Origin of the sequence: Paenibacillus mucilaginosus 3016 (genome assembly GCF_000250655.1) — a bacterium.
Lineage (GTDB): Bacteria > Bacillota > Bacilli > Paenibacillales > NBRC-103111 > Paenibacillus_G > Paenibacillus_G mucilaginosus.
In genome coordinates, this window is the sequence record NC_016935.1 from 5,555,207 (window position 1) to 5,579,733 (window position 24,527).

At 59.8% G+C, this 24,527-nt stretch carries 19 protein-coding genes and 1 pseudogene; 7 read left to right on the top strand and 13 right to left on the bottom strand.

Features of this window, described 5'->3' with window-relative positions; genetic code table 11:
* The first annotated feature begins 12 nt into the window (after nt 1–12).
* The gene (gene pdxR, locus PM3016_RS22620) at nt 13–1,428 is read left to right on the top strand and encodes a MocR-like pyridoxine biosynthesis transcription factor PdxR (RefSeq protein ID WP_014371078.1); all 1,416 of its coding nucleotides are present in this window, start codon (nt 13–15) and stop codon (nt 1,426–1,428) included.
* A gap of 98 nt (nt 1,429–1,526) precedes the next feature.
* Here the strand turns inward: pdxR and PM3016_RS22625 are convergent, their stop codons facing one another.
* The 3 genes from PM3016_RS22625 to PM3016_RS22635 form a co-directional block, all read right to left on the bottom strand.
* Nucleotides 1,527–1,703 carry a hypothetical protein gene (locus PM3016_RS22625; protein ID WP_014371079.1) on the bottom strand — a complete coding sequence of 59 codons (177 nt, stop codon included), beginning with the start codon at nt 1,701–1,703 and terminating at the stop codon, nt 1,527–1,529.
* Between the two features lie 71 nt (nt 1,704–1,774).
* The gene (locus PM3016_RS22630; protein WP_014371080.1) at nt 1,775–2,869 is read right to left on the bottom strand and encodes a stalk domain-containing protein; all 1,095 of its coding nucleotides are present in this window, start codon (nt 2,867–2,869) and stop codon (nt 1,775–1,777) included.
* A 125-nt stretch (nt 2,870–2,994) separates the two neighbouring features.
* Nucleotides 2,995–3,303, bottom strand: coding sequence for a hypothetical protein (locus PM3016_RS22635; RefSeq protein ID WP_238540296.1), 309 nt, complete (start codon nt 3,301–3,303; stop codon nt 2,995–2,997).
* 186 nt (nt 3,304–3,489) lie between these two features.
* Between PM3016_RS22635 and PM3016_RS22640 the strand changes: the two genes are divergently transcribed.
* Together PM3016_RS22640 and PM3016_RS22645 are read left to right on the top strand one after the other, a co-directional pair.
* Nucleotides 3,490–4,584, top strand: coding sequence for a DUF4850 domain-containing protein (locus PM3016_RS22640; protein ID WP_014371082.1), 1,095 nt, complete (start codon nt 3,490–3,492; stop codon nt 4,582–4,584).
* A 136-nt stretch (nt 4,585–4,720) separates the two neighbouring features.
* Nucleotides 4,721–5,419, top strand: coding sequence for a hypothetical protein (locus tag PM3016_RS22645; protein WP_014371083.1), 699 nt, complete (start codon nt 4,721–4,723; stop codon nt 5,417–5,419).
* Between the two features lie 78 nt (nt 5,420–5,497).
* On the opposite strand, the gene PM3016_RS22650 is transcribed toward PM3016_RS22645, so the two are convergent.
* The 7 genes and pseudogenes from PM3016_RS22650 to PM3016_RS22675 form a co-directional block, all read right to left on the bottom strand.
* Entirely contained in the window at nt 5,498–6,982 is a 1,485-nt protein-coding gene (locus PM3016_RS22650) for a DUF5050 domain-containing protein (RefSeq protein WP_238540297.1), read from the bottom strand.
* A complete protein-coding gene (locus tag PM3016_RS40090; RefSeq protein ID WP_238540660.1) occupies nt 6,979–7,500 on the bottom strand; it encodes a hypothetical protein in 522 nt (173 codons plus the stop codon). The genes PM3016_RS22650 and PM3016_RS40090 overlap by 4 nt, the downstream gene beginning before the upstream one ends.
* A gap of 12 nt (nt 7,501–7,512) precedes the next feature.
* Nucleotides 7,513–7,851 (bottom strand): annotated as a pseudogene (locus PM3016_RS40095) (DUF4362 domain-containing protein); the annotation flags it as partial.
* A 286-nt stretch (nt 7,852–8,137) separates the two neighbouring features.
* Nucleotides 8,138–9,142 carry a 4-hydroxythreonine-4-phosphate dehydrogenase PdxA gene (gene pdxA / locus PM3016_RS22660; protein ID WP_013918895.1) on the bottom strand — a complete coding sequence of 335 codons (1,005 nt, stop codon included), beginning with the start codon at nt 9,140–9,142 and terminating at the stop codon, nt 8,138–8,140.
* Entirely contained in the window at nt 9,129–10,451 is a 1,323-nt protein-coding gene (locus PM3016_RS22665) for a four-carbon acid sugar kinase family protein (RefSeq protein WP_014371086.1), read from the bottom strand. Before PM3016_RS22665 ends, pdxA begins: the two co-directional genes overlap by 14 nt.
* A gap of 107 nt (nt 10,452–10,558) precedes the next feature.
* Nucleotides 10,559–11,518 (bottom strand): 2-keto-3-deoxygluconate permease, encoded by a 960-nt coding sequence (locus PM3016_RS22670; protein WP_013918897.1) that lies wholly within the window; start codon nt 11,516–11,518, stop codon nt 10,559–10,561.
* A 126-nt stretch (nt 11,519–11,644) separates the two neighbouring features.
* Nucleotides 11,645–13,495: a sigma-54-dependent Fis family transcriptional regulator gene (locus PM3016_RS22675; RefSeq protein ID WP_014371087.1), complete on the bottom strand. Its 1,851-nt coding sequence runs from the start codon at nt 13,493–13,495 to the stop codon at nt 11,645–11,647.
* A gap of 184 nt (nt 13,496–13,679) precedes the next feature.
* Between PM3016_RS22675 and PM3016_RS22680 the strand changes: the two genes are divergently transcribed.
* The 4 genes from PM3016_RS22680 (at nt 13,680) to PM3016_RS22695 (ending at nt 18,216) form a co-directional block, all read left to right on the top strand.
* On the top strand, nt 13,680–14,240 hold the full coding sequence (locus PM3016_RS22680; protein ID WP_014371088.1) for a CBO0543 family protein: 561 nt from the start codon (nt 13,680–13,682) through the stop codon (nt 14,238–14,240).
* A 480-nt stretch (nt 14,241–14,720) separates the two neighbouring features.
* On the top strand, nt 14,721–15,746 hold the full coding sequence (locus tag PM3016_RS22685) for a lytic polysaccharide monooxygenase (protein ID WP_014371089.1): 1,026 nt from the start codon (nt 14,721–14,723) through the stop codon (nt 15,744–15,746).
* Nucleotides 15,747–15,961: 215 nt separating this feature from the next.
* Nucleotides 15,962–17,446, top strand: a complete 1,485-nt coding sequence (locus PM3016_RS22690; protein ID WP_014371090.1) for a hypothetical protein — start codon at nt 15,962–15,964, stop codon at nt 17,444–17,446.
* A gap of 128 nt (nt 17,447–17,574) precedes the next feature.
* Nucleotides 17,575–18,216, top strand: a complete 642-nt coding sequence (locus PM3016_RS22695) for a hypothetical protein (RefSeq protein ID WP_238540298.1) — start codon at nt 17,575–17,577, stop codon at nt 18,214–18,216.
* A 190-nt stretch (nt 18,217–18,406) separates the two neighbouring features.
* Here the strand turns inward: PM3016_RS22695 and PM3016_RS22700 are convergent, their stop codons facing one another.
* The 3 genes from PM3016_RS22700 to PM3016_RS22710 all read right to left on the bottom strand — a co-directional run bounded on the left by PM3016_RS22700 (nt 18,407) and on the right by PM3016_RS22710 (nt 24,443).
* On the bottom strand, nt 18,407–22,081 hold the full coding sequence (locus tag PM3016_RS22700; RefSeq protein ID WP_014371092.1) for a glycoside hydrolase: 3,675 nt from the start codon (nt 22,079–22,081) through the stop codon (nt 18,407–18,409).
* A gap of 36 nt (nt 22,082–22,117) precedes the next feature.
* Nucleotides 22,118–23,080, bottom strand: coding sequence for a cellulase family glycosylhydrolase (locus tag PM3016_RS22705; protein ID WP_014651835.1), 963 nt, complete (start codon nt 23,078–23,080; stop codon nt 22,118–22,120).
* Nucleotides 23,081–23,402: 322 nt separating this feature from the next.
* Complete coding sequence (locus PM3016_RS22710) at nt 23,403–24,443, bottom strand: LacI family DNA-binding transcriptional regulator (RefSeq protein ID WP_014371093.1); 1,041 nt, start codon at nt 24,441–24,443, stop codon at nt 23,403–23,405.
* Between the last annotated feature and the right edge of the window lie 84 nt (nt 24,444–24,527).

Sequence of the window (24,527 nt, forward strand, 5' to 3'; positions counted from 1 at the left end):
GGAGGGACAGCCTTGTTTGATCTCAGCCTGACGAATCAGGAGGAACTGCCGCTGTACAGGCAGCTGTATGAACAACTCCGTGAAGGCATCCGGGACGGGCGGATTGCGGACGGATCGCGCCTGCCCTCCCTCCGTTCCCTGCGGGCGCAGCTCAATATCAGCAAGGTCACGGTCGAGACCGCCTACGGGATGCTTGTCGCCGAAGGCTACGCCGTAAGCCGGCCGCGCTCCGGATTATACGCCGTCCGCCCGAAGGGCATCCCGCCGCGCAGCTCGGCCGCAGACCCGGCGGCACCGGCCGTGGCGCCTGCTCCGCCGGCGGCGGCCCTGCAGGAGCACCGGATCGACTTCCGGCCCTCCGCCGTCGATCCGCACAGCTTCCCGCTGCGTATATGGCGGCGCATGCTGCACCAGGCGTCGGAGACGGCCGCCGGGCAGCTCGGCCGCTACGGCGATCCCCAGGGCGAAGAAGGGCTGCGCCGCGTGCTGGCGGATTACCTCCGCACATCCCGCGGTGTAGTCTGCCTCCCGGAGCAGATCGTGATCGGCTCCGGGATCGGTTACAGCATGGGCATCCTGGCCAGGCTGTTCACCGCGAAGAGCCCGATTGCGGTGGAGGCCCCCGGTTATGCACCGGTGCGTGAGCAGTGGCGGCACTGCGGCTATGAGGTCATTCCGCTGCCAGCCGGCAGACAGGGATGGGCCTTGGACGAACTCGGGAACACCGGCGCGCAGGCCGCCTATCTCACCCCGTCCCACCATTTTCCAACAGGAATGGTCATGCCTTATGCCGCAAGAGAACAGCTGCTAAGCTGGGCGCACTCGCGGGACGCCTATATCATCGAAGACGATTACGACGGGGAATTCCGTTACGAAGGCAGGCCCCTCCCCTCTCTGCAGAGTCTGGACCGGGACGGCAGGGTGATCTATATCGGCACCTTCTCCAAGGTGTTCTCCCCGGCCCTGCGCATGAATTACATGGTCCTGCCAATCAGGCTGGCCAGCCTCCTCCGCAGCAGGCCCGATCTGCTGCACGCCCCCTCCCGCATGGAGCAGTGGGCCATGCACGCCTTCATCGCCGAGGGGCACTGGTACCGGCACATCCGTCGGATGCGCAGAGCGTACCGGCGCAAGCACGAGACGCTCGTCCGCGGGATCCGCTCCCGCTGGGACGGCCGGATCGAGATCACGGGCCACAGCGCCGGACTGCACCTCGAAATCACGGTTCACACCCCCCATCCGGCAGGCCGCCTGACGGCCTTGGCCGCAGAGCAGGGTGCGGACGTATACGACCTGCGCGAGTCATGGCTGGAGCCCGCCCCCGACGGGCCGCCCCGTCTCTACCTCGGCTTCGGGGGACTGACCGAAGCGGAGATCGACCAAGGGCTGACGCGGCTGGAGCGGGCTTGGAAGAGCCTTTGGGCATAGCGGAGCGCCAGCCGCTGATGACTCACGGCGCCGTTCGGGATGAACACGAGAGAAGCCCTGCTGTCCCGGGGGACGGCAGGGCCTCTGAGTTTGGTAAGTTACTTGCGCAGGTTATGCTGGTCGGTGAGCTTGTTCTGCTCGTCCGGCTTGCGGTTGTGATCCGGTTTCTGATCCCCTCTGCCGCCCGACGAAGCGGTGCTTTGGAGGAACGCTCTCATGTCTTCGGACGCGCCTGCGTCCTTGCGGACAAGCTCGTTCTTCGATCCGGCCGCCATCTCAGCCACCTCCCGGTTGTAGGACATACTCCTTTTTACCCGGATGTGTGCATGGGTAAACGGGCCTGAGCCTACTTGAAGGAAGCGTAAGGGATGATGAACTCCGGCATGCCCTCGGCATACGCCGTGTATTCGTACTGCTGGAAGTAGATGACGAGGCCTTCATGCGTCAGGAAGTAGTCCCGGTCCGGCTCCACGCTCTCGAACGGGGCAATCAGATAAAGGCCGGTGTCCCCGATCTGCTTTTGGACCTCCCGGTTGATGATGCCGACATAGTCCTTGCTCCCCGCCGCTTCCTGAAGGGTCAGCAGCTCTCCGGTCTTCAGATCGAACGTATAGCCCTGCCGGACGGTCGATCCGTGAGCCCCTCCGCCGTAGAAATAATAATCCGAATACAGGCTCAGCCGGCCGTTCTCATTGTAGGTTACGACGTAAGAGGCACTGTAGACGGACTGCGGCGTCTCGATCTCCGGGTTGTCGGTCTTGAGCTCGCTGTTCCACTTCTCCGCTTCCCCCAGCTGCCTGATCCCTTCGGCGATCCGCGCTTCATTCTCTTTCTTGAGCGTTTCGTTGATCTTCCCCATCACCGCCGTATCGGCGAAGCCTTCGATCTGCGGATACTGCGCATCCACCAGCGGATGCCCGCCGTCCGTGGTCACGGTAACGATCTGCAGCGGGTTCTCCTGAATCGTCTCGACCTCGATGGTCCGTGATGCCTGGTCATAAGAGACGCCGTAGCCGAGGCGTTCGAGCAGGAAGCGCAGCGGCACGTACAGGGAGCCGTCCTGGAGAATGGGGAGCTCGCCGTACAGCCGGTTCACGTTCAGCGTATAGACTCCGGTATCCGGGTACACCTTCAGCGTCCGGCCCCGCCCCGTAACCGATGCGGCTCTCTCCCCTGCGTCCCAATCGATCGCAAGGCCGAGATGCTCCGTCAGGGCACGAAGTCCGATATAGGTGCTCCCCTCGGAATAGATGACAGGAATCACGGCTGAGCTGCCGTCCACGGTCACGGGCTGCGGGGTGATCGCGTACCGAGCTGCCGCTTCGTGGGTTTCAGCCGATGCGCCCGCAGGGTTCAGGCTCCCTCCGGCGGCAAGAACCGCTGCCAGAGCCAGCGAGACGGCGGTTTTACGTATTTTTCTGTGTGCATGGATATTGGTCAAGGCGGCTGCATTCCTTTCAACAAGCATGATTCGTATCGATATCCCCCTCATTATAGTCCGGAAGGCGCGGTTTGAATATCTTGAAATGAAAAAAGCCCCGGCACAGGACCGGGACTTCTATATGGTTAATTCGCCTGTCCAGCGGGCTCGGCCTGCGGCTTCGGCATCAGAATGCGTTCAATGCGCTCCTGCATCGTCCCGATCTGCGCCTCCTGGCAGTAGCCGTGGCAGATCTGGATGCGGCCGGATTCCAGCTTCATGTTGCGGACCGGATGGCCCAGCATGCTCTTGTGGATCGTCTTCACATTCCCGGTAGGCAGGCGGAGGATCGAGAACACCTGATTGTCGATCATCGGCGTATGCTGCTTGAACAGAAACCCGACCTTATTCTCCTGCAGAACCCCTACCACCTCGAATAAAATGCCCATCATCATGTCTCCCCTTACTGTGTATGGTTTTCGTTACTGCTTCGTATATCCATAGAATAGCATCCGGGGAAGAAATGCCCGTATGACGATTCTCACAAGGGGGCAAAAAAAGTGAGGTTCACGGCAGCCCGGCTTGTAACTCTGTGCGGTCCGCTGTCGTCTAGTAAGCATCTTGAGTCCCGGAGTGACCACATGCCAACCTCACGTCTCCCGTCACGCCCGTTCCGGACGGCTTGGGCGCTGGTCTGCGCGTGCACGCTGCTGCTTGCATCCTGCGAACCGGGCGGCGGCCCTTCCGCCGATCCGAAAGCCGCCAATCCCTCTGCTGCCGCGTCCGTGGAACCGGCGCGTACGCCACAGGCGGGGCAGCCGGCCGAAGCACCGGTTCAGCTTTCCACGGGTGGCGGAAGTGCAGATGCGCCGCCCCCTTCGGCGTCTCCCGCTGCTGCGCCGCCTTCACCGGCCTCCAGCCAGGACAATGCTCCGTCACCGGCCGACGCCAATGGCCAGCCTTCCGCTGCATCCGGTTCAGCCGCACACAATCCGGCGGCCGCTTCCGCCCCGCCGGTGCCGGAACCGCCTCCCCCGGCTGCAGCCGGGCAGCGTCCTCCCGGCAAGCAGCCGCGGACCGAGAAGAGCGGCAGAGCCGCCTTCGAACCTGCGGGGGCCGCGAAGTTCGAGGTCCCCGTCGTCTGCGTCCAAGCGGATTACGGCGCCGATCCGGAAGGAATCACGCTCTGCCCGCCCGCTCCGCTGTCGTTCAAGAAATACAAGCTTACTGCGCATGAAGCGAGCCGTATGGCCGTGTATTGGATGAGTACGGGCTATGGTAGAGGGATCTCTGTGCTCGCCCCCGGAAGCTGGGCCGTCCATGATGCAGTGATGGGCGCGAACGGGTCTGTATCCTTCATGCTTCAGCACCCGAACGACCCGGAGCAGCGTATCGTCTACAGCGACAGCGGCGCCTGCCAAGGCTGCGTGATTGCGAATATCGGCGGATTTTTCCCCGGGATGGAGGCTTGGGCCGAGCAACAGGGCTTTCCTGTAGAACCTGTACGGGACTTCGCGAGGCGTATCCCGATCGGTCTCGATCTCCTCAGCTATTCCCTGAAGATCTCCAAGACGGGATACGAAGCCCATGGCGTCGCTTCGAAAGAACAGCCTTTCTACCAGTTCCGCCTGCTGGAAGTAAACGTCAAGAACGGATCGCGTCCGCTGGCGACCGCCGCACTGAATTTCTTCGCTGACACCGAGCGGCAGAGAATTCCCCAACCGATGTCACCCTGAAGGGAAATGATCACCAATGATCGCCTCCCTCCCTTAAAAAACCGCTTTTCTTATGTTATGATATTTTCACTACATCCTAGATATAGAGAGAAAACTGATAGGATAGGACATCTGCCACTAGGTTAGGAGGGCTTCTATGCTGCTGGATGCAATCAAGGACAAGGTACGTCAGGAATCTTACGAGGATTTGAAGCTTCCTTTGGATGAGCTCGAGCGGCTCACGGCATTCCGCCCGCTCGTCATTCAGACCCCCAAAGAGCCGGCTTATGTGCTGTTCCAGGCTCACCCAGAATCGTATACGGCGCCGGTCCAGAAGGACGGGGTGCGCAAGGTGGTCGACTGCAGCCTTCTTCGGCCCGCCGGCAAGCTGGAGACGGATCTCATGCTGGAGATGTACCGCCACCGGATCTACACCCTGTACGCTTTCGCTTTCATGTTCACTTACGAGGACAAGGGACTGATCCTGCTGTGGTCGCAGCAGCTCGAGCAGCCGCCGACCTTCAACCGTACGCAGACGAATGCGCTGCTTGAAGAGGCGCTGGGCCCGGAAGGGGACAGCTCTTATTTTACCTTATCCCGCATCTTCCACCCTGCCCAGCTCATCGAACTGACCTATGAGAACCAGACGATCTCCACAGCCGTGGGCGGCCATTCGTTCGTCATGATCATTCCGGTGGAGAAAAAGTGGACCTTATCCCTCCGCCGCTCCAAAAAGGTGCCGGACGACGACTTCGACATCCTCCGGCGCAAGCTGGCCCTGTACAAGGAGGAGGCGATTCTTCTGCAAAATTACTTCCAGAGGAACGGCCTGTGGTCCGAGAAAGCCTCCCTGTAGAACGAACGGTTCACTAACGAAACAAAAAACGGGAGATCCGCTTTAGACGGACTCCCGTTTTGCTGTTTGGGCCGGTCGTTAGGGCTTGGGGGCCGGCTCTTTCAGTTGGTGTTCATATAGGACATGGGATCCCAGGCTCCACTGAGCGAAATACATCGCTTCACCTGCCCAATAAATGGCTGTCGGCCGGGCTTCAAACACGGTCTCGCGTCCGGTTCCGTCAAGCCGGACCCGTTCAAGGGGAAGGGAGCCATGGATACCGGTGGCACCCGCCGCAAAATATATCCAGCCGTCCTTGTAGCTGAGGCGTCCCATGTAGGGTTTCTCCTGCTCCAGCAGCGGAATATCAATGGAGCCGTCCAGACTTATTTTGCGGATATCCTTGCCATCCCTCACATAGTAAATCCAGTCCTCCGTGATGATAAAATCGGTGACCCGCTCCTGAACCTTCCTGTCATCCGAACCGTCAAGCTTCATGGAGTACAGCCCTTCCTTCCCCTGCTCCCCCTTCAGGTAGAAGATCCGGTCCGAGTACACATAGAGGCTCTTGACCTCCCCGCTTGGGTTCAGCTGCACCCCACCCGTTCCGTCCGTCTTCATCCGGTAGATTCCCGGAGGCGAAGAGGAGGCGTTTTCCCGGCTTTCCGGCTGCTGGGTCCGCTTGGTGTAGTACAGCCATTCCCCGTCTGCCCAAAGCTCCCCTACCCCCGTGGCCGGCAGGATCGTTCTGTTCGTCCCGTCCTTGCGGATTTTGACGATGGTACCGGACTGGTCATAAGCAATGTAGTACAGCCACTCTCCAGACGCATTAATGTACATCGCCAGATCATCCGACAGCTTCAACGGATGCTCCCCGTTCAATTCCGTCCGCACCAAGCTGTGCGGTCCTTCCGAGTTTCGTACCGGGTTTTTGTAGATCCACTTCTCATCCGCGGCAAGCTGCCCGCCGTTCGACAGGTTGAGAGCCGTCTGCAGCCGCTTCCCTGCCGCTGCCTCTACCGGACAAGACTGAATGCTGTATCCGCTCACGGGGTCCCAGGCCGCCTGCCAGCCGAATTCTTCCTTCGTGAACCGCCAGGTCATTGGAAAATAAGTGATATTGCGGTACAGCAGCAGCGGATACGTCTCGTTCGGGGAATCGACCGCCTTCCCGTTCACGGTAACCGGAAAAGGCACCGGGACGGCGTCTGCCGCACGGCCGCTGTTCTTCAGCTCCGCCGATAAGGTCTGCGGCACGGGACCGCAGATGCCCTCTGTTTTGGTCAGGGACAGCCCGTCCTCGGCGTTCCAGCTTACGCTGAGACCAAGGGCGGAGGTATAGTTCCAGGTCATCGGAAAGTAGGTGACTCCCTTGTGGAGCAGCAGCGGATACAGGCTGTGCACCCCATCCAGTGCCGTCTCATTCACGGTCACCGGGAAAGCGGGAAAAGCGACTTCCACCGCCTCCGTTGCGGCAGCTTCCGCGTTAGTAATAGGGCCGAGCATGAGCAACCCGGCCGCCGCGGCGGCCGTCCATAAATTGAGCTTACGAAGCATACGCTGCACTCCTTTTTGTTTAGTCACAACCTCGCCCCCTGAACCGGCGGAAGGGAACGAAATGCTTCCGTTTGCTCCGCTTCCCTGATGATCTCCTCTGCAACCGTCGTCAACCCAAGGGTATTCCCGCTGCTGTCATTGCCACAGTTCGCCCAGCGAAATTCTCTGCTGCCTCCATTGATCAGCACCTTTAAGGAGAAATTTCGCTGTTCCGAGGAGGAACCAGCCGAAGTCTCATCAGCAGCTGCTTCACACCCTTCCGACAGCTCCTTGGTACCCAAATAATTCGCCAGCACAAGAGCCCGGTAGATGCGCTGCTTCGCCTCAAAGGGTATTTCAAAACCCTGCGCTACGTGGACGCTGCCGTTGATCAGGTCCCGGCTCAGGCGGGAGTCGATCGTGCTGATTTCGTTCTGCAAATCAAAGGCGGACGGGCCGTATCTCAGGGCAAACTCAAAGCGGTCCTGCTTCGCCAGATCAAAAGCAATATGCAGTACCGTTCGCTCATCTGCTTCCCCCGAACACCCCCGAAGCACATACTTCATCGATACGGAACTCTCGACTTTCTCCATAGACCTGCACGTGAGGTCCGTGATTTTTGGGGATCCGAATTTATCCTGGGTAGTATCGATCCGGAGCTTATGGCCAGCACCGGAAAAGCTGAGATCATTGTAGATGGGATCCCCCTCTATGGTCATATGGACAATCCGTACCGCCCCCCTCTGTCCCTCCAGTGAATGCTGAACGTACTGATCCAGTGCCGTAAGGTTCTCGACATTTCCATGTTGATTTGTCACTTCAGCGGAAACATTCTTTGTTTTCCCCGGCATTTCCGAGCTTTCGCATCCCCACAGAAGGATGGCCGCACCTGCAAAGCAGGCTACTAAGCGATTCATTTACATGCTCCCTCTGTACCGAATAGTCGTTCTGCATTCTTAACGCAAAAACCAATGTGGATGTTCCACTTGACCGTGGAGTACATCTACTGGCCCCGGAAAGACGGATGGTATCAGCATGACTACCGCATGAGTGATGAAGCCCTGCCTCAGAAAATCCGCCCGTCCGCTCTGCGGCATTGGGAAGGACATTCCCTACCTTCGACCCCCTGACACGCAAAAAAAGCAGACGGACCCGGAGGCCCATCTGCTTTCGTCCTATGCTCAATGCTTAGTGTTCCCAAGCTTACCGCTCGCGCTTCGGAGCCAGCTCGATCGCCTGGCGGATCGCTTCCTTCAGGCTCATCTCATCGGCAATTCCTTTGCCTGCGATGTCAAAGGCAGTGCCGTGATCGACGCTCGTGCGGATGATCGGCAGCCCTACGGTAATGTTCACGCCGGCTTCGAGGCCAAGCACCTTGATCGGACCGTGGCCCTGGTCGTGATACATCGCCACGACGATGTCAAAATCGCCGCGGGTCGCGCGGAAGAAGAGCGTATCGGCCGGCAGCGGCCCCACCGCGTTAATCCCTTCGCCCTGCGCCTGCATCACGGCGGGCACGATCTTCTCATCCTCTTCCCCATACCCGAAGAGGCCGTTCTCCCCCGCATGCGGGTTGATGCCGCAGACCGCGATCTTCGGTGCGGCAATCCCTGCCTTCTGCAGCGTCTCATGCGCCATGCGGATGACCTTGTACACCCGCTCCGGATTGATCATCCGCACCGCGTCGATGATGCCGACGTGGGTTGTGACGTGGATGACCTTGAGCTTCGGTGCGGACAGCATCATGGAGAAATCCTGCGTACCGGTCAGGTCGGCCAGAATCTCGGTATGCCCCGGATAGATGTGGCCGCCCTTGTGAAGCGCCTCTTTGTTCAGGGGAGCCGTACAGATCGCGTCGATCTCCCCGGCATTCGCGAGCTCGATCGCCTTCTTGAGGTAGCTGAACGCCGCATGTCCGGCTTCAGCCGATACCTGCCCGATCGGCAGGTCCGCCGAGACGAGGTCGAGGTCGAGGCAGTCCACCGTACCGGCTTCGAATGCCGCATCGGCAACGGCTGCAATGCGGCGCACCTTCAGGCCCGTCCGGACGAATCCGTCGGCGCGCTCCAGAATTTTGGCATCCCCGATCACGAAGGGTCTGCAGACTGCGTACACCTGCTCGTCCTTCAGGGACTTCATGATGATCTCGGGGCCGACGCCGGCAGCGTCGCCCATCGTAATCCCGATAACGGGTCTATTTGTATTCATGAGATGATTCTCCTTTGAGTGCAGATTTGGCATGCGACAAGCTGTGCTCCCCGCCGAAGGCTCCGGCCTTGGTGACGACGGGCAGCGGGATGTCTCCGATCAGCCGGCCCAGCGGAATGCCGGGCTCCACTTCGCGCAGAAGCTGAATCCCCGACACCCCAAGCTCCCGGCAGACCGCCTTGGCGGTATCGCCGCCGGTCAGGATGACGCCCTGAAGCTTCGTCTCCCGCATCAGCCCGGAGGCCACGCGCCCAAGCAGACGGGCAATGTGGTTGGAGACCTCGGTGGAATCCAGTCCTCTCTTCGCGCCGGCCTCCTTCGACAGCCGCACATCCTCCGCAGAGGAGCTCGCATAGAGCGAAGCGTCCGAACCGGCGGCCAGGGCGGCCAGGAGCGCGGAACGGCAGCGCTCGGTCTCCTGCCGCTCCCCTTCCTCCGACGCGATGCCCTTGACGGTATTGAACTCCACCGCGGCGACGCCGGCTCCCGCATTATAGGCGGCAACCTGGGCCCGCGTCACACGGGAGATGCTGCCCGCAACCAACAGAACCGGTTCTCCCGACGAAGCCGGAAGTGCTGCCGAACTCCCTGTGCGCACTGGCAGTGCCAGGGCTTCGGGCAGGTAATCCGCGAGACCGGCCGAACCGGCCCACAGAATCCGGTGCGGGGAAGCCGTCAGCCACCGCGCGATCTGCTCCAGATCTTCCTCGGTTGCCGCGTCGAAGATCAGCAGCTCCGCGCCTTCCTCCAGCCTCGAGAGGACCGCCGCAGCCAGCGCCTCTTTCCCCGCATGAAGCGTATCAAGCTCAATCAGGGCGGCCCTGCGCCTCGATTGCGACGAGAACAGCTTCACGAGGTCGGATTCCCCCACCGGGCATTTCGGATCGTTCGCAATCTCGGTCTGGTGAACCGGTATTCCGTTCAGGCAGTGCACGCCGTTCATCGTAGTTCTTCCGATGCGCGGAAAGGCGGGGGCTACGACGGCGAAATCAAACTCGATTTCGTCCATCACGCCGTCCAGTTCTGCACCAAGATTGCCTCTCAGCGTCGAATCCATTTTCTTGTAGACATGCCGGAAGCCCGAGCGGCGGACCCCAGCCGCCGCTTCTTTGGCCCGGGCATACGCATCCTCCCGGGGGACGGAGCGGCTGTCCGTGTCGATCACGACCGCTTCCACCCCGCCCCCTCCGGCAGAGAAGCGCTTCAGGTCGAAGATCACCTGGGTCTGAAGGCCTTTCCTGGCGAACTGCACGCCTGAATCGGAGGCCCCGGTCAAGTCATCCGCGATAATGGCCATGTGTTTCATCATCGGTATTCTCCTCTCCCCGTCTCTAGCTGCCAGATTGGCACCTTACACCTTAAGCCCTGCGGAAGCAGAAGGTCCCGGATCCAATCCGGGAGCCTCCGCATGGGAGCTTAACCAATCTGGCTCTTGACTCCGATCCTTTTGGCATACCAGGCCGTTACGATCGGGACAAGAATCGCCGTCACGATGACGCAGGAGGCCACGAGCGCCGTGGCCGACGGCACGAGCGGTGCATAAGCCGCATTGGCTGCCGCTACGGCAGCAGGCACGCCGGCGGCGTTGCCGGCCGTGGAAGCGGCGGAGATGCCGGCAATTCCGTTGCCGCCGATGAGGCGGTCCGTGAGGATCAGGGTGATGCCGGTGACGGCGACGACCGCCACGCCGAGCAGTACGCCCAGGAAGCCCGCTTTCCATACGGTTTGCAGGTTCAGGCCGGCTCCCAGCGCGAAGGCGAAGAAGGGAACGAGAACCGGTACGGCTTTGCCGAGGAATTCGCGCATGTCCTTATCCAGGTTGCCGAGGATCATACCGACAACCAGGGGAAGAATGGCACCGACGAAGGTCTGCCAAGGGAACGCGGCAAGTCCTGCAATCCCGAGTGTCAGCATCGTGAAGAAAGGACCCGATTCCAGGCTCATGACCGAGTAAGCGCCCACATCTTCCTTTTTGCCGAACTGCCCCATCAGGGCCATATACAGACCGCCGTTCGTATCGTTCATGGCCGCGACGATCGCCAGGACCGACAGGCCTGCGAAGAAGCCTTCGCTGATCATGCCGTTGCCGAGGAACTGTCCGGCGATAAAACCGACGATGACGCCGGTTGCAATCTTGGTGCCGAGCAGGGTGCCGCCTTTTTTGAGAATATACGGAGTCGCCTTAAAATTGATCGTAGCCCCCATGCAGACGTAGAAAACGGCGAGGATCGGCAGAGAGCCGGTCATCAGGGCGCCGGTGAAGGAACCGAACGTTTTGCCCATGTTCGGGAACAGCGTTGTAAGGATAGCTCCCAGAAGAAGCGGTACAATCATCATGCCACCCGGAATTTTTTCGATGGACGCTTTGATTCTCATGAGGTTTCCTCCTAGTTGTATAGTTTCCTTTGCAAACGAATAAGTGTTGTATTATGCAACATTCATTCCGTGTGATTCGCTTACAAGGTCATTATAGTCCACCGAAAAGCAGGGTTTCAACGCCATTTACGTTTCATTTTGCAACACATCTTTTAGTTTTCTCCACAAAGTGGACCGGTTAATGCCAAGCCGCTTGGCCGCCTTCGACTGGTTCATGTCTTCCTCGCGGAGCACCTCCAGCAGGATTCTCCGCTCGATCTCATCCCAGCTTCCAGACAAATTCAGCTGCACCGTGTGGCTCTCCGCCTCCATCCGAAGCGCCTCCCTCACCTTCCGCCAGCCCTCTTTGGCTTCCTCCATTCCTACATAGGGTCCTTGGGAAGCGGCCAGCATATGCTCGAGCACCATCTTCAGCTGGCGGACATTGCCCGGCCATAGGATCTGCTGGAGCTCCTCTTCCACTACGTCCGGGCGGATGCCGGCGATCTGTTTGCCATAACGGGAGTTATGGGCCGCGATCACCACGCGGGCGATATCTTCGATATCCTCCAGCCGCTCCCGCAGCGGCGGCAAATGCAGGACGGAATCCTGGAAAGCACGGGCCAGTTCCGCTGCAATCTCCCCCTTCTTCAGGAGGGACTTCACGGGCTGCAGGGAAGTGACGACAATGCGAACCGGGCCTGCCCCCTGCAGATACTCGGCCAGCCTCAGCTGGAGGAGGGAGCCGGCCTGCTCGATCTGCGTCAGGCACACCGTACCGGCCGCTTCGGTATGCAGCAGACCCGCGTAGGTCTCACTCCCGAACAGAAGGGATTCCAGCTCCCCGCCGCTTAAGGAGCCGCAGGGAAGCATGAACAAGCCCTCGGCACCCGAGCGGCTCGCCGAGTGGATCGCCTGGGCGAAGAGCCCCTTGCCGGTTCCCGCTTCCCCCTCGATCCAGACCGGCCTTTCCGTACGGGAGAGGGCCTTGGCCCGGGAGACCGCCCCGCGGATCTCGCTGCTTCCCCCGATGATCTGGGTGAAGGTTGCGATGCGTTCGGTTACCTCATAGCCCGCGAAGGCGGGGTTGGTCCCGCTCTCCCCGAGGGGGACCATATAGACAAAGTAACGGCAGTCCATCGAATTCACGGGAGCCGCGGCAGCCACTTCGATGTTCAGCCCCCGCCGCTGGAACCGCCTGGACGGACCGGGGACCGCCCCCTCTTCCGCCGGCGCAGGCTCCCCGATATACCTGGCCCATAAGGGATCGATTCCCCGCAGGTTCATGCCCCGGATGACGCCCGGATCATAGCCGAGCAGAGAGGCTCCGGCCCGGTTGGCGTAAAGGATGGTTCCCTGCCCGTCGACGGCGAGTACGCCGGCGTGGTGCCGCTCCAGCAGCTGCTCGTAGAGCCGCTCGTTCGCCTGCGCCCGGTTCACGACGCCGTACATCCGCCTTACCTCGGCCAGCGCCTCGAGAACCGACTCCCGGCCGGAGGTAATCAGGATGCCGTTATAGCCCATCGCCTCGGCCGCCTGTACGGTAACCACATCCCCAAGTACGAGCTGCACGCCGTCCCCGAAGGCCTGGCGGAGCGCCCCTTCCACCTCGGCGGCGCTCTCGATCGGATAGCTCGGGATGTCAAAATCGAGCAGGCCCGATACTTCGGCCACCCCCCGGCAAATATTCGGAAAGCCGATGATCGCCACCTTGCTGTTCGCGCCGCGCACAAGTGTGAGCACGCGCAGAATGTCGTAGCCCGAGACGGGGATATCCACAACCGGGATGGAGACATGCTTGCGGATCAGAGACGAGGTGCCGCCGCGGCTGAGAATGACGTCGTATGAACGGCTCCGGGCCGCTTGGACGATCGGGAGGGCATTCTGCAGATCCGCGACATGGACCTCCAGCTCCAGGCGAGCATCCTCCCGGGATCCCGCTTCCAGCAGTTCTTTCAACCCCGGATATGGGGCAATAGCCAACACTTTGATTTTCATATGCACTCCTTCGGACGAATCCGGTATGAATTGATGCATTTTTCATCATCTGATACAGGTATTATACACTATGCGTATCAGAAGACATGACAGGGTCAGATCAGAAATTCCTTAGGCCCGGCACGCAGCGGATGCATAAATCCCTACATCCGGATACAGCCTAATTCAGGAAGGAGGGCGCGAAATGGACCGGGATCAAGCGATCAGGCTGAACGATGCCAATGTGGAACAAATTGAGCGGCTGCTCCATCAAAAGGTTCAAATCTGGGCGGAGCATATCGTACTAACCCCTCTGTGGTGGCTTGGCGTCGCCCTGTCGATTGTTCCCTGGATCGTGTGGTACTGTATCCGGGAGCGGCAGTGCACAGACCGTATTCTGTATGCCGGCCTCTTTGTCATGTGCCTCTCCCTGATGCTCGATATCGTCGGAGACCAGTTCGGCTATTGGCATTACCGTTATAACGTGCTTCCGCTGGTACCCACCTATTTTCCATGGGATCTGACCTTGATGCCGGTAACCGTCATGCTGCTGCTCCAGTACAAACCGGGAGCCAACCCGCTTCTCAAAGCATTGTTCTTCTCCCTGCTGACCTCCTATGCGGCCGAGCCCTTCTTCGCCTGGCTGCAAGTGTATCAAATCGCGGACTGGCGGTACTCCTACTCGGTGCCCGTCCAGTTTGCCATCTATCTCCTCGCCCACTATCTCACCCGCAGGTACCAATTTCAGCCGCTCGAGAGGATTTGACGCCGAAAAGGAAATGCCGAGCCGACGGACTAACCTGCCATGCACGGTAAGACAGATCGCACTGTCCCTCCCAGCCGGCTTCCCGGCAACCCGACACTCCAAAGAGCAGTCCCTCCCCAGTGGAGCGGACTGCTTTTATTTCGTTCCGGCCCGCCCTGCCCCGTCTGCCCCCTCCCCGGAAAAAGCATACAGTCCTGTCAGATTCACGAAATTTATCCCCCCATCCCAGAAATGAACACCTCCCGGCCCCGGCTCCAGGATGGCTATAATCAAGGAGCGAAGAAGATCGCCGCCCGGTTCCCCGGCTTCTTGATTCGCCAAGGAGGTGAGCACGCCGCCGCGCGAATGCCGCCTGGTTCACGCTGCCCCTAAGCCATGGCTTGAAGGGAGGTGATTCGCAGGAACGAGTTTGTCATTGTAATCGCTTTCTTCATCGTGCAGCAGGCAAGTCCATTCCCAATCCCCAAGGAGGAACATGATATGACACTTCGCATCCAGGGCTATACGCTGAAAAAACTGGCCGCAGCCGGCGGCATGATGGCGCTGATCGGCGTCTCTTCCGTCCTCTTCGCGGAGAGCGCTTCCGCTCACGGCTATGTCGAGAACGGCCGGGCGGCGCTGTGCAAATCCGGCGCCAACACGGACTGCGGCGCAGTCGTCTATGAACCGCAGAGCCTGGAGGCGCCGAAGGGCTTCCCTGCCGCAGGTCCTGCGGACGGCAAGATCGCCAGCGCCGGCGGCATCTTCCCCAAGCTCGACGAGCAGTCCTCCACCCGCTGGTCCAAGGTCAGCATGAACTCCGGCACGAACACCTTCACTTGGAGGCTGTCGGCTGCCCATGCCACGGCCAGCTGGAAGTATTACATCACGAAGGACGGCTGGAATCCGAATGCGGCGCTGACAAGGGACTCGTTCAACCTGACGCCGTTCTGCTCCGTCCCTTACGGCGGCAAGCAGCCGCCGTTCACCTACTCCGATACATGTAACGTACCGGCGAAGACCGGCTACCATGTGATTCTGGCCGTATGGGAGATCGCCGACACGGCCAACGCCTTCTACAATGTGATTGACGTCAACTTCGGCAGCGGCACCGGAGGAACGACGATCGCGGCACCGGCGAACCTGGCTTCTCCGTCCCAGACCCAGACGAGCGTGTCCCTGACCTGGTCTGCGGTAACCGGCGCAGCCTCTTACGAAATTTACCGCAACGGCACCCAGGTGGGCACAGCCTCCTCCGCTTCCTACACCGATACGGGCCTGGCGGCAGGCACGACGTATACGTACACCGTCGTCGCGGCCGGCTCCACAGGCAAGTCAAGCCCATCAGGCGCACTTGCGGTTAAGACTGCGGGCAGCACCTCAACGACTTATCCCGCGTGGAACGCTTCGACCGCCTACCTGGGCGGCAGCAAAGTGTCCTACAACGGCGTCAACTATGAGGCGAGATGGTGGACACAAGGAGAAATCCCAAGCGCTGCAAGCAGCGTCTGGAAAGTGATTCCTTAGTCTAAGGATCAAAGGCATCGCCTGGAACACTCCTCATTACAAGCAAGGCCGGAACCCCGATGCAGCGCAGGGGTCCGGTCTTTTTGTTTGGTTTACACAGGAAGGACTATGTCGAACGTATGATCGCAGAACCCGTTTTCTGCCCGACGGATGGAAACTTTTGGAGGAAATCGGCGTCCAAATCATATGACTCTTCCCATAAGGTGGTTCTCTTGATGAAAAAATGGTTCAGACTCCGCACTTCCCTGCCCGCCAGCACTGCTGCCCTGCTCCTCGCAGCCCAGCTCATGGCAGCCGCAGCCCAGCTCATGGCAGCCGCACCCGCTGTCCATGCGGCCGCCGCTCCGGCGGTAACGGTAACCCTGCCCTCGTTCCCGGTGAAGATCAACGGGCTGACGATCGATCCGTCCAAGGCGCAGTATCCGCCCATCGTGTATAAGGACATCACTTATTTCCCGCTGACCTGGGATTATACGCAGACGCTCGGCCTGCCGTATACCTGGAGCGAAACGGAAGGCCTCCGGATCACAGGCAATGGGAATCGGTACCGGGTACGGCCTGCCGCCGACACCGGGGGCAGCAACCGAAAGACAGCCTACACGGCAGCGCCGGTCACTTATCCGGTCACGGTGAATGACAAGGCCATCGACACTGCCGCGGAGGAGTATCCGCTGCTGAACTTCCGGAATATCACTTATTTTCCGATGACCTGGAGGTTCATGCATGATGAATTCCATATGAAGCTGAGCTGGCAAGCCAAGGACGGATTCGCCGTGATCTCGCCCCAGCGGCACTATATGTACACGATCTTCAGCGACGATGCGGACTATCTGTACCTGAACTCAGGCAGCCAATCGTACAAGGTCCGCAAGTCGCTCAGCGAGCTGCCTGTCCTCTTGACGGAAGAGGAGAACCGTAAGATCTATGATCAGCCTGTGCGGGTAGATCAGGAGGTACTACCCCCGGCCGAGTTCAAGATGCCCGCCTCCCCGTCCGTCGAGCGCAAATCCCGGACGTTCTACTATGGCAGTCAGGAGCTCTTGACGCTGGCGCCGAAGGACAGCGGGTCGCAGGGTTTCACGGAGACCGATGCCGCCGGGATGGTCTACACGGAAGCCTCGCTGGATCTCGGAGCGGGCCGGAGTCTCCTCGCCGTGAAGGAGACGGACAGCACCAAGGACATGGCTGCGGACTTTTTCACCTATTACCGCTATTTCTACGTGAACGCTGACGGCAAGCCTCAACCGCTCAGCGGCTACACCCACTGGCCGGTCACCGGCTTGCAGCCGAACCCGGACGGTTCGTGGTGGCTCGCGAGCAAAGCATACAAGGGAAGCTCGATCTCCGCCCGCAATGCGTTCATGACCGGCGAGCTCGCCCTGCTCCGGCCCGATGGCCAATCAATATCCCTGAATGAAAAGCTGAAGGTCCGGGAGATCGAGGTACTTTCCCGCAAGGAGGACGGCAGCCTGACGTTTCGCGCTTATTCCCGCATATTTCAGGATGACAATCCTGCCCATGGCATCTATGAGACCGATCCAGCCGGGAACCTGACCAAGCTTAGCGAGGCCAGCGGTGCGGCCTATGTGGATACGGCCGGGGACCTGTGGGTGGCGGGCCGGGAACTCAACCAATTGACCAACCTGTCGAAGAACGTCAGCAGGCTGTGGTATGACTATGAGTTTCCTTTCGCGGAGTAAGGGGCGCAGCGGGCATCACCCGGAACGCCGCCGGCAGGAAGATGACAGAATCGAGCCTTGGTGAGATATAAATTCTTATATTTGAGCCCAAGGAGGTGCCTCCCTTCATGACTCAGGTGATGAAACAAATGAAAAAACAAATGAAAAAACAGGCGGTCCCCCTGCTGACCGCCCTGCTGCTTACCTTCCTCATCGGAATGGTGCTGACCCGGCCCGGGCTTGCCCCAAAGCCTCCCGGGTCCGGCTTCACCCTGACGCCGGTCGAGCTCTTCTCCGGCAGTGAACGCCGCTACCAGCCCTTCCTCGGCCCGTATGCCGGCAGAGTCGACTTCACGGCGGCCTCCGGAAGGAATCTGATCGCCGAGTACGAAATCTGGAAAGACGGCCGGCTCGCCATGACTCCCTACTCCACGAGCTGGGACGATATTCATGCGGAAGGGAAACCGCCTGTCCATGGCGAGTTCCTCTACTCCGTGCTGGACCTGAGCAGGGACTGGCAGGGCGACCAGCTGCTCGTCCACTCTTCGCTCTCCCCGGGGGACGGGGAAGCGTTCCGGACGCTCCTCGGGCGGGTGGACCGGGCGCCCCGCGGCGCTTGGACCAGTCTTCCGCTGAAGCAGAAGCTGACCCTGCAGCCGGGGCAGGAAGCTTATGTCCTGGTGCTTGCGATCACCCCCGAGGGCGGTACTCTCCAGCCGGGCAATCTTCCGCAGGATGCGCTTCCGAGTGCCTCCTGGGCGCTGGGCATCAAGCTGATCCTGCAGGAATGAACGACCGGTACGCCAGGCACGATGTTCTTGAAGGCCGGATGAACCGGACCGGCAGCCGGTTGGCAGCCGTTCCTTTCCCGAGCTAAAGCGAGCGTATTCTTTCTGAATAATACAAAAAAGACCGCGGACCGCGGTCTTTTTGTCGTGACATGTTCATTTCACACGACGCTGCCGAACAGACCGGAGCTGCTTATCGCTGTTCCACGGCTATATAACTGAGCATCGGCTTCGAAGCGCCTGCCTTCACGACCTTCACGATCAGCTCGCCGCCGCTCACTTCCACATCGAAGGTCTTCTCTTCCTGCTTGGTCCCGATCACGTAGTCGGTTAACACGGTCTGTCCGTTGAGCGTCAGGTTCATCCTGCGGTCGCCGGCTGCCCAAGGGTCGAAGAATCCGACCTTCACTCCATACGTGCCGTTCGGCAGCTCAAAGCGGTAGGCCAGCCCCTTCCCGTTCTCATTGCCGTCATATTGGCGGATGGATGGGTACGCTTCCACCGGCGAGGTATGGGCCCAGGTCAACCCATCGTCGGCTTCATAGCCCCAGTGGACGCCGGTGACCGGGTCCGGGCCATAGGCCTGCTCCTCCAGCGTCTGCAGGGCCCCGAGCTGCTCCCCTGCCTCCGGCTGGGAAGGCGTTCCATCCCCGGCGTCCACATAGTAGAGGACGCCTTGATTCCCGGCCGGTACGGCTGTGACCGGCTCCGAGCGCACTTCCTCTCCTCCCCTTTTGGCCACCAGCCAAAAAGAGTACGCAACGTCATTGGTCAGACCGGTTACGAGGGTGGAGCCTGCTTTGGCCGGGATCTCGACGGGAGCGGAACTGCCGCCGGTCACCGCCTGGTACTGGATCGCATAGGCGTCCGCGCCGTCCACTTCGCTGTATTTGAGCGCAGCCTGGCGGTCTCCCGCTTTCACCTGATAAATCTCCGGCTTCGCAAGCTGCGGGTCCGCCTCCCGGGCCGCCTTCACGTATCCGAATTCGGCATCCCCCCAGCTGTGAAGACCGACACGTCCGCTCGTGTAGGCGGTGTCCGTCACATCGAATGCCACTTCCCCGTCGATCAGCGCCTGGATGCGTTTGCCCTGCAGCCGAACCTCAAGGAGATACAGCCCGCCGAGCTTCGCTGTAAAAGGTACGGAAGAGGCCAGGGCCTGACCGTCTTTACGAAGGTACAGACTTCCGTTCTCAAACCCAAACCCATATCCCTTATCGTAGCTTGGACCGCGGAACGTGATTCCCCAATCGGCTCCCGCCGTGGCATGCTTGGCAATGACGGTAAGGGTGCCGTCGATGATCTGCAGATCCCGGATGCCGATCTCCCCTTGATGGTCCCCGCCGGAAGCGTGTTTGAGCACACCGTCCTCCACCTTCCACTCGCTGACGTCCTGCTGATAACGGGACAACCCGCCGGCCTCAAAGCGGTCCTCGAACCGGAGCTCCTCCGCTTTCGGGGTGACCGTCGTTTCTGCGAAGGCGGTGCCGTTCCCGCCCCGGCCGACGGAGTACACACGAACTGTCACCGGCATATCGTTCGTCAGCTCCGCGAGGTCCCATGCACTGCTGCCGCTCTGCCCGGCGGCCGCAAGCTGCGCACCCGAGAGGAGTTCGTATCCGTACCCTGCCGCCCCGGCGACCGGCGTGACTTCCACATGCGCCTTGGCATCGCCGGCCACCGCAAGAATCTTCCCGGGTGCCGGAATATCCGGAGTCACCTGGAACGCTGCCGATGGAGGACTGACGGCCGTGCCGTCCACCGCCTCGACGACGCCATAGAGGACCGTGCCGTTCTGCAGCCCTTCCACGCGGATCAATCCGCTGGCAGTTCCGCTCTCCAGCACGCGGTCGTAGGCACCCGGCTGCAGCCCGTACCGCACCCGGTAGGACGGGACGCCCACGGCGGCATCGTACTTGACCGTAAACCCGCCGTCGGTCCCTTCCGCCGACACACCGCTTGGAGCGAGTAGCTCGGGCACACCATATGCCCGCTTAGACGGAGGGCCGAACCCGTTCTTATTGCCCGCCCGAAGCGTTACGTAGTATTCGATGCCATTGCGCAGATTCGAAAGGGTGATCACATCTTCGGCCGTCACCTTCACCGTACGCTCCCTGTTACCTTGCTTCTCGCCATAAGTCACTTCCACTTCATAAGCACCCTTGGGAAGGGTAAAATCGATCTGCAGGCCCTTATTCGCAGGACGAATGCGGACGTCTTCCGGCGCATCCGGCTTTTTGCCCGCCTTCACCAGATCGCCGTATAACGTTACGACCGAACGGGCCGGAATCACCGTTTCGAACGTCCCATCGGACTGTACCGGCACGTTCCGGCCTTTGGCCAGGTCCTGATCCGCTGAAGTGATATAGGGCTTCAGCATGTACACGGCATCCTTGGATGCCAGTCCCTGAATGGACAGCTTGACCCGCTTGTCCACCGTGCTGTCGTTAACAAGCACCGTCGTTACCGTCTGTTCCTTCTCATCCTTGTAGGCGGACCCCAGGAGGCCGCTCCGTGCCTCTTCATCCAGCCCGGCAAGCTGGATCCGGTCGGCGCCCGGACGGATGAATTTGCTGTAATTGCCCAGCGTCCAGAGGATTTTGGAGGGGAGAATGTTCTGTTCGTCGCCCTCTTTCGTAAAGTCCGTATAGATCAATCCGTCCTTGTAATCCTCCTTCGACACCGCGGTCCACCACTGCCATGCCGCCGCATTCGCGCGGGTGAGATCGAAGTGGATCGTGCGGGCCACGTGAAGCGCAGGATCGATGCCCAGGTCCCGCCCGGGGCCATAGTCTCCCAGAATGCAGTATTCGGACATCCAATACTTCGCGTCCGCACCGTATTTCTCCAAGTTCTCCGCTAGCAGGTCCCTCAGGAGGCCCAGACGGTCATCCCCGGTTCGGCTGTAATCCGACCAGTACGAGTGGGAGGCGATCTTGTTCCCGACCGCTTCCTTCAGCTGCGGATCGCCGAGCAGATCCTTGATGTATTCGCGGTACTTGCCGGCGCCGAGGCTGTTCGCCCCGCCCGTATACCGCTCTTTGTTCGCGAACCGCTGATAGAATTCATCATCGAGCAGAGCCGTGATCTCCACGCCGTCGGGTGCGCTGATCCCCGCCTCTATGCCTCTTTGCTTCAGCTGCCGGTGAAGCTCAAGGATGACGCGCTTGATATCGTCGTTGTTATAGCGGTTGCCCTCCTGTCCGGCACGGTTCCAGTCCCAGGTGGGCTCATTAATCGGAGAGATGTAATCGAAAGCCAGGCCGTTCTGCTCAAAATGCTCCAGCACATCGCTCAGGAAAGCGGCGAATTCGTCCTCGTATCCTTCTTTTAAGTTGGTGGAACCGACTGTGGCGTCCGGCTGGGCATGGCCGTTCTTGGTCATCCAGACGGGCGGGCTGTTGACGAAAGCGATCAGGGTATCGACCCCGCGCTCCTTGGCCGCCTTCAGGAACCACTGCTGCCCCGCCTGCCTGCTCCAGTCATAGCCGCCGGCTTCGGAGGATTTGAAGGCTTCCGCACGCCGCCATGGATTCGTAATGATCGCTCCATCCGTTTCGGTCGAGCCCGCTCCGATGTTGAAGCGCCAGGCGGAGAGCCCGATGCCTTTGTCTCTCGAGAAGAGAAGATCGGCCACCCGGTTCTTATTTTCTTCAGTCCAGTGCTTACCGAGCGGCTCCATCGACCAGGCGTCGGAGGCGCCGAAGTTATCAATCTTCTGATATTTGACGGAGGCATCCAGCGTGAGGAATGCGTCCACGGGGCCCTTTTCATTCGCGGCGGCGTTCGCGTTCACCGCATGGCCGACCAACCCTACACTCAGGGAGCAGGTAAGCAGTGCAGACGTCCATTTCCTGCAGGTTTTCATGTGCAATAAGTCCCCCTAATCCAAAAATAAGTTCCCCTACAATCCCCAGGCCCATCGAACCTGAACCCTTCCGGAGGTGTTCGTGGTGCTCAGCGTAATATTGGAGCCTGTACCGGACCGGGTTTGAATGCTGTACGTATCGCCGTCTCTAAGACCCGGCCAGTACACGCTCCCCATGCCCAGCTCCCGCATTTTATTGGGTACACCATACATGAATGCGATGCGGGGATTGCCGCCGATCGGACCGTTGTAATTGATCCCTGTCGTCATATCCGCGCCATATTCGGTCACGATCGTGCGTCCATGGTGACTGCCTACTCGTCGGACCAGCTCATCCTTCCATGCCTGCTCCGTCACCTTATCCGTGTGCCAGTACCAATAGATGTGCTGGGACAATAAGCAGTCCTTGAAGCGGCTGTCATTGCCGGCCGCGACGACGGTGTCGCTGTAACCGGTACCGCTTACCAGCACCCTGCCTCTCGGAACGTTCGGGAACTTGCCGAGCCAAGCCGCAGCCACGTTCAGCCAGTCGGTCTGGCTGTAGCCGTAAGGTTCATTCATGATTTCAAAATACACATTGGCATTCGTCCCGTATTTGGCTATCACGGTCTGCCACATGGAATAGAACCGGTTCATGTCATCCGGCTTGCCGTTATGCCACGGCCAATAACACAGGATGACCTTCATGTTCCTGGCAAGCGCCTTATCGATGGCCCCCGTGTAAGCTCCCCACCACGATTCGAGCACACTGGGTTCATTGATCGGCATGCGCACGGTGTTGGCTCCGAGATTCGTCTGAAATCCGCCGATCACCTTGTCGGCGATGGCGGCGGCGCTGGCGTAGGACTCCGAAGCCGTTAAGCCGGAGGGAATGACCCAGCCGCTCACATAATTGTCCCGGGCATCCGCCCAGTTGACGCCCCGGTAATCCGTGGCTGCCGAAGCCGTGGAGCCCGTCCACAGGGTAGTAAATAGAAGCATAAGAACGATGGCGGCCAATCCGCCCGTCCTCATCCGGGCCAGAAATGAATTCAGAAATGAGTTCAGAAATGAGTTCAGAAATGAATTTCTTGCCACTGATCTTCACAACTCCTTCTCATCCTCTATGGGTCAAGCCGCGTTCCTAGAGACTTCATCACCTCCCGGCATGGGTGGATCCGCCCCCTCCCCTTTAATGAAACCCATTTCATGAAATGGGTTTCATTAAAGGCAAAAAAGGAACCCGCGCTCTGCGGGATCTTTGGCCGGGGGGAAGCCCCCCTTCGAATGAAAGGGGTTTCATTGATCTGAAAATCATTATATGCCCCCATTCCAACAACTGTCAATCGCCATTTTTCTGCGGCGCCCTGCCGGTGCTCTGCCGGATAACGAGTTCCGGCTGCAGAACGGTGCTGCGCTTCGCCGGCTTGCCATGAATGATCTGGTAGATCCGTTCGACAGCCAGTCTGCCGAGCTCATAGGCGTTCTGCGTCACGGTGGTCAGCTCCGGAATGACGGCGGTGGACAAGGGCGAATCGTCAAAGCCGACGATGGAGAGATCCTCCGGAATCTTCAGCCCGCGTTCGATCGCCGCCTTCATGGCCCCGATGGCCGTAAAATCATTAACACAGATGACCGCCGTTGGCCGCTGCTCCCCGTTCAGCAGGCGGTTCATGAGCTCCCGGCCCGCCGTGATGGAGAATTCGCCGTAGTGAACCCAGTCACTGCGCAGCGAAAGTCCGTGCTCCTTCAGCTTTTTCTTCACGGCCTTCACTTTCTGCATCGTCGTCGTCATATAATCCAGCCCGCCGACAAACGCAATCTCCTTGTGTCCCAGATCAATCAAATGCTGCGCTGCCAGAGCGGCTCCGGCCGCCTCATCGGTGTATACCCGGTGCAGGCTGCCCTTGGAGAGATTTCCGTTCACGAGCACAACCGGTATGGCTTCGGCCGCTTCCGTCACTTCCCGGATTAACTCCGGCGGGCAGTCCGCCAGATTGATGCGGCCCCCGATAAAAATAAGGCCCTCCACCCTCCTCTCGAGCAGGATGGACAAATACTCGGATTCCCTGCTGTATTCCCCGGCCGAGTTGCAGAGGAAAAAGGTATAGCCCTTCTCTCTCCCCTCGTTCTCCGATCCCCAGAATACTTCAGGGAAGAAGGGGTTCGTCATATCCGGAACGATCATCGCAATCGTGCCGGTTTCCTTTTTGATTAAGCTTCTGGCCAGGGCATTGGGCTGAAACTTGTACTTTTCGATCACCTTCATGATGGTGTCTTTCGTGCTGGCCTTGACGGGAGCCGTATTGTTGAGCACCCGCGAAACGGTCGAAACCGACACCTCCGCTTCTTTCGCGATATCGTATATGGTTATGTTCTTCATCCTGATCCACCCTCGGCGTCGTTTCTTGACTACATGATAACAGATGTCGATACGCGGTGAAACCCATTTCACTCCAGTCCGCTC